This is a genomic window from Corticimicrobacter populi (genome assembly GCF_003123725.1).
GTDB classification, from domain to species: domain Bacteria; phylum Pseudomonadota; class Gammaproteobacteria; order Burkholderiales; family Burkholderiaceae_B; genus Corticimicrobacter; species Corticimicrobacter populi.
In genome coordinates, this window is record NZ_QETA01000003.1 from 181,762 (window position 1) to 193,408 (window position 11,647).

An 11,647-nucleotide genomic window follows, 5' to 3' on the forward strand; every position below is an offset into this window, starting at 1 on the left:
AAATCGGGCCTGCCTGCGTTCAGGCATTCTTTTGCGGCCATTTTGCGCCGTCTCTTTTCCATCTTCTTTTACCGTCTTCTAGGGAAACATCTCATCATGGCAGGGCATAGCAAATGGGCGAATATCCAGCACCGCAAAGGGCGTCAAGACGCCAAGCGCGGCAAGCTGTGGACCAAGATCATTCGCGAAGTCACCGTCGCCGCGCGCGCCGGTGGCCCTGACCCGGATGCCAACCCCCGCCTGCGCATGGCCTGGGACAAGGCCACCGACGCCAACATGCCCAAGGACAACATCATGCGTGCCATCACACGCGGCACCGGTGGCGGCGACGGCAGCAACTATGAAGAAATCCGCTACGAAGGCTATGGCATCGGTGGCGCAGCCGTTATTGTCGATTGCATGACCGACAACCGCACCCGCACGGTTTCCGAAGTCCGACACGCTTTCAGCAAGCATGGTGGCAACCTGGGGCAGGATGGTTCCGTCGCCTTCATGTTCAAGCATTGCGGTCAGTTCATGTTTGCACCCGGCGCATCCGAAGAACAGATCATGGAAGTCGCACTCGAGGCCGGCGCGGAAGACATCATTACCGACGAAGAAGGCGGTATCGAGGTCATCACCGCGCCGGGTGATTATCCCGCCGTCAAGCAGGCACTGGAAGCCGCTGGCCTCAAGGCCGAGATGGATGGTGTGGTCATGAAGGCGCTCAATGAAGCCGAACTTGAAGGCGAAGACGCCATCAAGATGCAAAAACTGCTGGACGTGCTCGAATCCCTTGACGATGTGCAGGAAGTCTTCACGACTGCCGTCATGGACGAAACCGACGCTTGAACTCTCTCGATCATATTTTGAATAGGTGTTTCACAACGCTATGAAAATCCTGGTAATTGGCTCTGGCGGCCGCGAACATGCCCTGGCCTGGCGGCTGGCCCAGTCCGAGCGGGTACAGAAGGTCTATGTGGCCCCCGGCAACGGTGGCACGGCCCGCGCCGACAACCTGGAAAACCTGGCACTGACCGATCCCGAACAGCTTGCCGCGTTTGCGCAGCGCGAGCAAATCGGCCTGACAGTGGTCGGCCCGGAAGCACCGCTGGCCGCCGGCGTCGTCGATGTATTCCAGAAACACGGGCTCAAAATCTTCGGTCCGACCCGGGCGGCCGCGCAGCTCGAAAGTTCCAAGGATTACGCCAAGGCGTTCATGGTGCGCCATGCCATTCCCACGGCGGCCTACCAAACCTTCACAGACCCTGTCCAGGCACATGCCTATATTGATGCACAAGGTGCGCCCATCGTCATCAAGGCCGATGGACTGGCCGCCGGCAAGGGCGTGGTCGTAGCCGAAACACTCGAACAGGCTCATGAAGCCGTCGATGCCATGCTGGGTGACGGCTCGTTGGGTGCAGCAGGTGCGCGTGTGGTCATCGAGGAATGCCTGCAGGGCGAGGAAGCCAGCTTCATCGTGATGTGTGATGGGCGCAATGTGCTGCCGCTGGCCACCAGCCAGGACCACAAGCGCCTGCAGGATGGTGACCAGGGTCCGAATACAGGCGGCATGGGGGCCTATTCCCCGGCCCCTGTGGTCTCTCCCGAACTGCACAACCGCATCATGCGCGAAGTGATCCTGCCCACTATCCAGGGCATGACGCGCGACGGCCTGCCCTATACGGGCTTCCTGTACGCCGGCCTGATGATCGGCCCCGGCAAGGATGCCGAGCGTGCGCTCAAGGTACTGGAATACAACTGCCGCATGGGCGACCCCGAAACGCAACCCATCATGATGCGCGTCAAGAGCGACATGCTCGATGTCTTCGAACATGCCGTGGCCGGCACGCTCGACCAGGCAGACATCGTCTGGGACCGACGGACTGCACTGGGCGTGGTCCTGGCGGCACACAACTACCCCGGCACGCCACGCAGCGGCGACGTGATTGATGGACTGCCTGCCGATGAGGCCGAGTGCATGGTCTTCCATGCCGGCACCCGCCAGGATGAAAACGGCCAGATTGTCACTGCAGGCGGCCGCGTGCTTTGCGTCACTGCCCTGGGCGACTCGGTGCGCATGGCACAGGAACGTGTCTACGATGCCGTGGACCGCATCCATTTCGATGGCCGCCAATACCGCCGCGACATTGGCTGGCGCGCGCTGAAAAGGAACTGAGGCATGTCCGTGCCCACAGAACGCGGCCAGCAGATTTCTGCTGAACGACAGGATGCCGCCCGTACCTACTTCACTGGCTTGCAGGCGCGTATCGTCGCGGCACTCGAATTGGCCGGCAATGCCCCCTTTCGCCGCGACGCCTGGGAGCGCCAGGCCGACGGCCAGGGCATTTCAGGCGGCGGCGGAGTGTCCTGCCTGATCGAGGACGCGGAACTGTTCGAGCGGGCCGGCGTCCTGTTCAGCCATGTCGAAGGCCACGCCCTGCCCCCATCGGCCAGCCAGCGTCGCCCCGAACTGGCCGGACGCAGTTGGCAGGCCATGGGTGTGTCGATGGTGCTGCACCCGCGCAACCCTTACATCCCCACCACGCACATGAACGTGCGGCTGTTCGTGGCGCGAGCCCCGGAAGGGTCACAGGCCAGCGATGTATTCTGGTTCGGCGGCGGTCTGGATCTCACGCCCTACTACGCCTTCGATGAGGATGCCCAGCATTTTCACCAGGTCTGCCGCGATGCCTTGCAACCACATGGTACGCAGTGGTATCCCGACTGGAAACGCTGGTGCGACGAATACTTCTTCCTCAAGCATCGCAATGAAACGCGCGGTATCGGCGGCGTCTTCTTCGACGACCTGAATGCACCGGGTTTCGAGGACAGTTTCGCCCTGACACGCGCCACTGGCGATGCCTTTCTGGATGCCTACCTGCCCATCGTCGAGCGTCGCCGCAACCATGCCTATGGACAGCGGGAGCGCGACTTCCAGGCCTATCGGCGCGGACGCTACGTCGAATTCAACCTGGTCTTTGACCGAGGCACGCTTTTCGGCCTGCAGTCTGGCGGGCGCACCGAATCCATCCTGCTGTCAATGCCACCTGCCGCACACTGGCGCTACGACTGGCAACCCGACGCCGGCACACCGGAAGCCCGGCTCGCCGATTACCTGCGTCCCAGGGACTGGGTGTGACGCAGCGCATCGTCCTGTTCGGCGGCAGCTTCGATCCGGTGCATCTCGCACACCTGGCGCTGGCCAGGTGCGCACTGCAAAGTCAACAGGCCGACCAGGTACAATTGATCCCGGCAGGACAGCCTTGGCAACGCCCAGCTCTGGGTGCCAACCCGCAGCAACGGCTGCACATGCTGGAGCTGGCCATTGCCGATACCGCAGGCTTGAGTATCAACGCCATTGAAATCGAGCGCACCGGCCCCACTTATACGCTGGACACAGTACGCAATCTGCCCAGTGGTCCGCGCTACCTTTGGCTGCTTGGAAGCGACCAGTTGGCACGATTTCACACCTGGCACCACTGGCAGGAAATCGTCCATCACGTCGACCTGCTGGTTGCCCAGCGCCCCGGAACACCGATGGCGTGCACACCAGAACTCAGGCAAGCACTGACAGACAACGACCGTGACTTGCTGGAACTGCCGTTCGAACCACTGGATATTTCATCCAGCGCCATCCGCCACAGGATTGCAGCAGGCCAGCCTACCGAAGGCCTGCTGCCGCCGGCAGTCCGGCATTACATTGACACCCACCATCTTTATCTTTCCTGATGAATACACAGACACTGCAAAAAATCGTCATCGACGCCCTGGAAGACGTCAAGGCACAGGATATCAAGGTGTTCGACACCGTACGCCTGACCAGCCTGTTCGACCGGGTAATCATCACCAGTGCAACATCCAACCGACAGACCCGCGCACTGGCCTCCAGCGTGGCCGAGGCTGCCAAGAAGCACGGTGGCCAGGTCATCGCGACTGAGGGCGAGGAAACCGGTGAGTGGGTGCTGGTGGATCTCGGCGATATCGTGGTGCATATCATGCAGCCCGCCATTCGCCAGTACTACGACCTGGAAGAAATCTGGGGTGATACACCAGTCGATGTCGAACTGCTGCCGCAATCCACCCGTCCGGTACAACCCGTTCCTCCGCTCGACCTGCGCTTCGACAGCAACGACTGAGCCGGGGCAAGGTCATGCAGCTGCATATCCTCGCAGTCGGCACCCGCATGCCCGATTGGGTCGAAACCGCGTGGCGCGACTACGCCAAGCGCATGCCGGCGGACTGCAGCCTGCAATTGCGTGAGATCAAGCCAGAACCGCGTACCCAGGGCAAAACAGTCACCCAGATGATGGATGCGGAAGCCACACGCATTCGCGCCGCCTTGCCAACCGGGGCACTTCCCGTGATTCTTGATGAGCGAGGCCAGGACCTGACTACCATGGCACTGGCCGACCGACTGCAGGAATGGCGCGAACTGGGCCAGGATGTCGCCCTGATCATCGGCGGCCCTGATGGGCTCGCCCCCAGCCTCAAGGCCGAAGCCCGCCTGCGCATCCGCCTGTCTTCCCTCACCCTGCCGCACCCGATGGTGCGGGTCCTGCTGGCCGAACAGCTCTATCGAGCCTGGGCCATCCTGCACAACCATCCCTACCACCGGGCCTAGGCCTGTTTTCAATCCATGCATGCCTACGATCTCTATCTCGCCTCGCGCAGCCCGCGCCGGCGTGAATTGCTGACGCAGATGGGTATCCGCCATCAGGTGTTGCTCGCCCCCGAGCCCCCTGGCGAAGATGAACCCAGGCTGGCGCAGGAAACACCTGCCGATTATGTCCTGCGCACGGCACGCGACAAGGCCTTGCGCGGCTGGCACTGGCTGCAGCAACAGCAATTGCCCTGCCTGCCGGTGCTGGCCTCCGACACCTGCGTGTCATTGGGTGAAACGATTTTCGGCAAACCCCGCGATCACAACGAAGCGGTCACGTTTCTGAAGCACCTGTCCGGCACCGAACACGATGTCCGTACCGCTGTCGTGCTTGTCTGCCCGCCTGTACCAGGCAACACGTCGCCGATACTGATCGAACGTGTTTCTCATACCCGTGTATGGATGCGGACACTGCAGACTGCCGAAATCGAGCATTATTGCAATGGCAGGGAACCTTACGACAAGGCGGGGGGCTACGGCATCCAGGGCCCGGCAGCGCGCTTCATCACACGTATCGACGGCAGTCATACCGGCGTCATGGGCTTGCCCCTGTTCGAAACGCTCGGCATACTGGAACTAGCCGGAGTGCCCATTCATGACTGAAGACATCCTTATCAACGTCACCCCTTTCGAGACACGCGTGGCCATTGTTGGCCAGGGTGCGGTGCAGGAATTGCACATCGAGCGCAGTGTCCAGCGCGGTCACGTTGGCAGCCTCTATCTGGGCAAGGTCGTCCGTGTGCTGCCGGGCATGCAGAGCGCCTTTGTGGACATCGGCCTCGAACGTGCAGCCTTCCTGCATATCGCCGACCTGCGCGAAAACCGCAGCGAGCGCACGCAGGGCAACAGCGTCACCCCCATCGAGAAGTTGCTGTTCGAGGGACAAACCCTGATGGTGCAGGTTGCAAAGGATCCGCTGGGAGCCAAAGGGGCACGCCTGTCCACGCAGATCAGTATCGCCGGACGCATGCTGGTCTATCTGCCGTTCGAGCCTCATATCGGCATCTCCCAGAAAATCGACGACGATACCGAGCGCAACCGCCTGCGTGAACGGCTGGAAGCACTGACACCCGATGACGAAAAAGGCGGTTTCATCGTCCGAACGCAGGCCGAAGGGGCCTCCGACGAGGAAATCCGGGCCGACCTCGACTACCTGCGCACACTCTGGCGCATGATTCAGGCCACGGCGCGTACAGCAGGCCCTCCGGTACTGCTGCACCAGGATCTGACACTGGCCCAGCGCGTGCTGCGCGACATGGTCACTCCACTGACAGGCAAGATCCAGGTCGATTCGCGTACTGTATTCGCCGACATGGTGGCATGGGCCCGCCAATATACGCCTGCCGTGGAGACACGCCTGAGTCATTACAGCGGCGAACGGCCGCTGTTCGACATGTCTGGTGTGGATGAGGAAATCGCACGCGCACTGTCACGCCGGGTTGATCTCAAGTCTGGCGGCTACCTGATCATTGACCAGACCGAAGCGCTCACCACAGTTGATGTCAACACAGGCGGCTACGTCGGTGGTCGCAATTTCGACGACACCATTTTCAAAACCAATCTGGAAGCGGCCCAGGCCATTGCCCGCCAGTTGCGCCTGCGCAATCTGGGCGGCATCATCATCCTCGACTTCATCGACATGGAAGACGAAGGTCATCGCCAGGCCGTGCTGGCCGCACTCGAGAAAGCGCTGCAGCCGGATCGTACCCGGATGACGCTCAACGGCTTCACGCAACTCGGGCTGGTCGAGATGACGCGCAAACGAACCCGTGACTCGCTGGCGCACCAACTGTGCGAACCCTGCCCGACTTGCCAGGGGCGCGGCAATGTACGCACGCCCCGCACCATCTGCTATGAAATCCTGCGCGAGATCCTGCGTGAGGCTCGCCAGTTCAATCCCCGCGAGTTCCGCATCGTGGCCTCGCAGGATGTGATCGACCTGTTTCTGGAAGAGGAAAGCCAGCATCTGGCGATGCTGGGCGATTTCGTCGGCAAGCGCATTACACTGGAGGTGGCGGCGGGCTATGTCCAGGAAACCTACGATATTGTGCTGATGTAGCCTGCGGGGGCAGCAAACGCCTGCCTGCCGCAGCCCCCTGAACCACCAGAAGGCTGCTGCATGAGCATCCAGATCAGCTCGCTTCGCGGAATTGCATGCGATACAGGGCAGCGTACATCCCATCCTGCTTGAGCAAAGCGTCATGGTTGCCCTGCTCCATGACCTTGCCATCATCCAGCACGACAATCATGTCGGCATTCTGTACAGTCGACAGACGATGGGCGATAACCAGTGTGGTTCGCCCCTTCATCAAGCGCTCCAGGGATTGCTGCACCTGGCGCTCGGACTCATTGTCGAGTGCCGAAGTCGCCTCATCCAGAATCAGGATCGGGGCGTCCTTGATCAGGGCGCGGGCAATCGCCAGGCGCTGGCGCTGGCCACCGGACAGGTGCATGGCGTTCTCGCCCACCATGGTGTCCAGCCCCTGAGGCAGGCTTTCGACAAAGGTCTTGAGATTGGCCGCTTCCAGCGCGGCCCAGACCTGCGCCTCGCTGGCATCGTGCAACGCCCCATAGGCCACATTGGCACCGATCGTGTCATCGAAGAGCACCACATCCTGGCTGACCAGTGCCATCTGCGCCCGCAGGCTGTTCAGGCTCAGCGTATCCAGGACATGGCCATCCAGCAGGATACGTCCGTCGGTCGGCTCAACGAAGCGTGGCAGCATATTCGCCAATGTCGTCTTGCCACTGCCGGAGCGCCCCACCAGCGCCACGGTCTGTCCCTGATGCAGGCTGAAGGACACCTGATCCAATGTCAGACGATGGGCGTCCGGATAGCGATGCGATACCGCCTGGAATTCGATCTCGCCACGCACGCGGGTTGGCAGGGTCTGGGTGCCCTGATCGTTTTCTGTGTCTGAATCGATCAGAGCGAACACACTTTCCGCCGACACCAGCATTTTTTGCACCTTGCCGGCCACGTTCGTCAATCGCTTGATCGGATCGAAAATTTGCGCGAGAGCCGCCATGAAAGCGGCAAAACCGCCAACGGTCAGCTCCCCCAGATTGGCCTCACTCAATGCCGAAGCAATCACCGCAGCCACAGCCATCGCCACGAACAACTGTGTCAGCGGCGTCATCGCTGCGTCTGCAACAGAGCTACGCATGGCAAACCGTCGCAAACGTGCGTTGACGTAGTCGAAACGCGTATGTTCGCGCTCGTAACCATCGAACAGCTTGATGACGCGCTGTCCATTAATGCCTTCGCTGACCACACGAGTCAGCTCGGCATTCATGTTGACCGTATCACGGTTGATGCGACGTAAACGCCTGATGAACGAGCGTGCGACCAGCACAGACAAAGGCAGGATCACCAATACGATCAGGGTCAGCTTCCATGACATGTAGAGTAGAACACCGACGGAAGCAATCACGACCAGCACTTCGCGCACCAGAACCGTCGAGACCTCAGTAGCATAGTTGGTCACATTGCCGGCATCGACAGTGAAGCGATTGAGCAAGCGTCCGGTCTCCCCTTGCTTGAATGCACTGTCAGGCATGCCCAGCAAACGCTTGAACATGTCGCCACGCATCCCCTTGAGCACATTGTTGGCCACCCAGGCCAAGAGGTAGTCACTGCAAAAATTGCAGATCCCGCGCACCAGGATCAAGACAATCACCATCATTGGCAGAAACCAGACGTAATGGGGCTCGCTACCGCTGAAACCCTGATCCAGCAAAGGCTTCATGATCAACGCCAGCGCAGGCTGCGTGGCGGCTGCGCCACTCATCATGATGACCGCCAGCACCAACGCCTTCCAGTAGCGTCCGACTCGCTCATAGATTCGATGCCACAATTCGCGGCGAACCGGCTCGGCATCGGCTGCGGCAATACGCACTGCAGTTTTCAAATTGAAGCTCTCTTTTTAATGGATACAATCTAGACGTGATTGTACTCAGGTAGCAAGGAGCCGGCCATTTTCACGCTGTATGTAAGATTGCCCAATTGGGTAGGTGATGTTTGCATGAGCCTGCCGTCACTGGAGACATTGTTCGATACCGGCCTGCCCCTGGTGCTATGCGCACGCCCCTGGGCTCGAGATATGCTTGCAGGCCTGCCACCCCATGATTTCTTGCCCATGACAGGAAAGTGGCAGCAGGATCGCAAGACTGTCCGTAACCATATCCGTACTTCCCATGCAACCAAAACACCTTCCCGAGGCTTGCTGCTGCCGGACTCCCTCAGCAGTGCGCTGGTATATCGACTTGCTGGTCTGCACTGCGCCGGTTATCGGGACGATGGCCGCAGTCTGCTGCTGCACTGGCCCATCAACAAACCAGACACGCCCATGCATGCAGTCGAGCATTGGCATTACCTGACATGCGAAGCCCTGCTGCATTGGGGATATACGCCCGCACGGACACAACCATCGCCCCGTCTCCATCTACCGCTGACCGCAACGCATCTGGCTTTGGCTGCTTCCCTGATTGCAGAGCATCAGCTCACTGCCAATCGCTTCGTACTGATTGCGCCAACAGCCACCGGGCTGCACAAGGGAAGAGTCAAAGTCTGGCCGCAGTTCGATGCTCTGACACGCAGGCTGCAACAGGCGGGACAGACCGTCATCATGAGCCCGCCCCCTTCCGAGGTCGAAGCAGCCAAGCACGCTGCCCCGACAGCGGTGTTGCTTCCACCATTGCCTCTGGGCGGTTTTGCAGCACTTTGCCGCCAGGCGGAGCTTGTCATCTGCAATGACTCGGGTGTCTCGCATATTGCAGCTGCCTCAGGCGCACGCCAGCTCACTCTGTTTGGTGTCACATCCCCAGACCGCACAGGCCCCTGGTCTCCTGATGCAGCGATTCTCGGCACAGACGGCCACTGGCCAGACCTTGATATTGTCGAAAACAATATCAAGGCATTGTTGGCCGGTCCTTCCTCTTTCACGCCAGCGACATATCATGCCTGACTCACTTTCCTCCCTGCTGACCCTGCTGGTCGTGCCGCAGAATGCCTGCGCACTGCTCATTGCCATCGCCTTCCTGTGCCTGCTGCTGCGCTTGCGCCGCACGGCCACCTTGTTTGCAATTCTTGGGTTGTCCTGGGTGCTGGCCTGGTCGCTACCAGGTACATCCATCTGGATGGGAGGCTTGCTTGAACAGGCCTATCCGGCTGCTGATGCAACAGCCCTGCCCCAGGCAGATGCCATTATCGTGCTGGGCGGCAATACAGCCAACAACAGAGGCAACTGGTTCCTGCCACACGAAAAGGACTCCGCGGTCTCGCGCCTGGATACGGCAGAACACCTGTATCGAGCAGGCAAGGCCCCTATACTCCTGCTTTCCGGGGGGGCATTGGAGGGGGATGTCAGCGAAGCGCAAGGACTTGCCTATCTGTTGAGGCAAAGAGGCATTCCGGATTCAGCCATCCTGCTGGACAACCAGAGCCGCAATACCTATGAGAACGCCTACTACAGCAAGCAGGCAATGCAGAAGCGTGGTCTGAAAACCGCCTTGCTGGTTACCTCTGCACTGCACATGCCACGCTCAGTCGCTGTCTTCGCCCAGCAAGGCATATCCGTCATCCCTGCCAGCAACCCACCTCAGATATACCTGAATGGCAACGAGCCTGGTATCAGCAAATGGTGGCCCAGCCTGCGGGCACTGGATGCCAGCCGCTCAATACTCAAGGAATATATCGGCCTGGCAATCTATCGGCTGCGGGGCTGGGTCTAAGCCGTACCTGTTTCTGATGATCGGACCAATGACCATATGATCGCCATCATGAAAAAGAACACCATGACGCCGCTGTTATGGCTCAAAAACGTCTGCGACAGGCCATAATCCATATAAGACACACATAGCACAGCGCCTGCAGCAGCATATGGCTGGCGATTGACCAGCCGTTCTCCCAGCATCCGGGTAAACATTTTCAAAGGCACCAGATACAGAGCCAGAAGGGCGAGCAGTCCGATCAGTCCGCGTTTTGCTGCAGTATCGATATATTCATTGTGCAAGTGCCCATAGTCTGCCAATAGCGGATCCACCTTGCCGGCATCGATGAGCGTATCGCGATAGACCCGAAAGCCATTGGTGCCCATTCCCCAGATGGGGCTTTCCTTGAATGCAAATGCCCCGGAACGCCACATTTCAAAGCGTGCCCCCACGGAAGTATTCACAACACCTTCATTGAAAAAACGATCCACATCACTGACAGCAGCCTGAACACGAGACTGAACGCCTGTAGCCGGATGAAAATAGAAAACAGTTCCCAGCAATACCACCAGCACTGCGACAATGGCAATACGCCTACGACCAACCAGATCCGCATAGGCATGCGCCAATACCAGCAACACGAAAGGAATCCCGATCCAGCCACCACGCGACCCGGAAAAAAGGGAACCTCCCATACCGCCAAGCATGCCTGCCAGCAACACAATAAACCATAACACCTTGCGCTTCTGCGTCATGGCCCATCCAAGACCAGTAAGTGACAACATCCCCAGCAGCATCGAGATATTGCCAAACTGGATCATATGGGTAAAACCACCCGCACGATCTACCCCCTCAAACAACTTTTGCCATCCAGCCCACAAACCAACCATGATGGCTCCTGCTGCAATTCCACCCCAGAATGCACTGGCCCTGGGAGGATATTTGAGAAGCCAGAACAGAGCTAACGCTGCGAGCACAATTCTACTGGGCTTGTCCAGCCGGCTGGATGATTGCCCATCCAGACAAACCTCGCCAGCCCACGTCAGAAAATAAACCAGAAAAAGCAGCAGGATAATCCAGTCGCGGCGTTCCAGCTTCGGCCATGACGCACGCCTGAAAAGCAAGCCGATGCCTGCCAGACTGAGCAACACTGCGCCACCTGAGTACCCCGAAGACACCACCAGAGAGATGGCACTGAATAAAAAAACAGCGACTGATGAATAGATAATAGCTGGAGACATGATGAGAACCATCACAAATGAAAAAACGTCATACAGGATCTGGTGCTCGCGG

12 protein-coding genes are annotated in these 11,647 nt (G+C 59.4%); 10 read left to right on the forward strand and 2 right to left on the reverse strand.

Annotation, left to right across the window (positions count from 1 at the left end):
- Positions 1–96 precede the first annotated feature (96 nt).
- Genes DD235_RS08865 through rng form a run of 8 tightly spaced genes read left to right on the forward strand, consistent with a single transcriptional unit; the run spans position 97 to position 6,701 of the window.
- A complete protein-coding gene (locus DD235_RS08865; RefSeq protein WP_109061711.1) occupies positions 97–831 on the forward strand; it encodes a YebC/PmpR family DNA-binding transcriptional regulator in 735 nt (244 codons plus the stop codon).
- Positions 832–871: 40 nt separating this feature from the next.
- Positions 872–2,158 carry a phosphoribosylamine--glycine ligase gene (purD, locus tag DD235_RS08870; protein WP_109061712.1) on the forward strand — a complete coding sequence of 429 codons (1,287 nt, stop codon included), beginning with the start codon at positions 872–874 and terminating at the stop codon, positions 2,156–2,158.
- A gap of 3 nt (positions 2,159–2,161) precedes the next feature.
- Entirely contained in the window at positions 2,162–3,121 is a 960-nt protein-coding gene (hemF, locus tag DD235_RS08875) for an oxygen-dependent coproporphyrinogen oxidase (protein WP_109061713.1), read from the forward strand.
- Positions 3,112–3,711, forward strand: coding sequence for a nicotinate (nicotinamide) nucleotide adenylyltransferase (gene nadD / locus DD235_RS08880; RefSeq protein ID WP_109061714.1), 600 nt, complete (start codon positions 3,112–3,114; stop codon positions 3,709–3,711). The genes hemF and nadD overlap by 10 nt, the downstream gene beginning before the upstream one ends.
- Positions 3,711–4,118, forward strand: a complete 408-nt coding sequence (gene rsfS, locus DD235_RS08885; RefSeq protein WP_109061715.1) for a ribosome silencing factor — start codon at positions 3,711–3,713, stop codon at positions 4,116–4,118. The genes nadD and rsfS overlap by 1 nt, the downstream gene beginning before the upstream one ends.
- Before the next feature lie 14 nt (positions 4,119–4,132).
- Entirely contained in the window at positions 4,133–4,603 is a 471-nt protein-coding gene (gene rlmH / locus DD235_RS08890) for a 23S rRNA (pseudouridine(1915)-N(3))-methyltransferase RlmH (protein WP_109061716.1), read from the forward strand.
- A 15-nt stretch (positions 4,604–4,618) separates the two neighbouring features.
- Complete coding sequence (locus tag DD235_RS08895) at positions 4,619–5,245, forward strand: Maf family protein (RefSeq protein WP_109061717.1); 627 nt, start codon at positions 4,619–4,621, stop codon at positions 5,243–5,245.
- Positions 5,238–6,701, forward strand: coding sequence for a ribonuclease G (rng, locus tag DD235_RS08900; protein WP_109061718.1), 1,464 nt, complete (start codon positions 5,238–5,240; stop codon positions 6,699–6,701). The genes DD235_RS08895 and rng overlap by 8 nt, the downstream gene beginning before the upstream one ends.
- 73 nt (positions 6,702–6,774) lie before the next feature.
- Here the strand turns inward: rng and msbA are convergent, their stop codons facing one another.
- Positions 6,775–8,553, reverse strand: a complete 1,779-nt coding sequence (gene msbA, locus DD235_RS08905) for a lipid A export permease/ATP-binding protein MsbA (protein WP_109061719.1) — start codon at positions 8,551–8,553, stop codon at positions 6,775–6,777.
- A 114-nt stretch (positions 8,554–8,667) separates the two neighbouring features.
- Between msbA and DD235_RS08910 the strand changes: the two genes are divergently transcribed.
- Together DD235_RS08910 and DD235_RS08915 are read left to right on the forward strand one after the other, a co-directional pair.
- Entirely contained in the window at positions 8,668–9,609 is a 942-nt protein-coding gene (locus DD235_RS08910; RefSeq protein ID WP_109061720.1) for a glycosyltransferase family 9 protein, read from the forward strand.
- Positions 9,602–10,375, forward strand: a complete 774-nt coding sequence (locus DD235_RS08915) for a YdcF family protein (protein WP_109061721.1) — start codon at positions 9,602–9,604, stop codon at positions 10,373–10,375. Before DD235_RS08910 ends, DD235_RS08915 begins: the two co-directional genes overlap by 8 nt.
- On the opposite strand, the gene DD235_RS08920 is transcribed toward DD235_RS08915, so the two are convergent.
- On the reverse strand, positions 10,372–11,595 hold the full coding sequence (locus DD235_RS08920; protein ID WP_204524219.1) for an O-antigen ligase family protein: 1,224 nt from the start codon (positions 11,593–11,595) through the stop codon (positions 10,372–10,374). The genes DD235_RS08915 and DD235_RS08920 overlap by 4 nt on opposite strands.
- Positions 11,596–11,647: the final 52 nt, after the last annotated feature.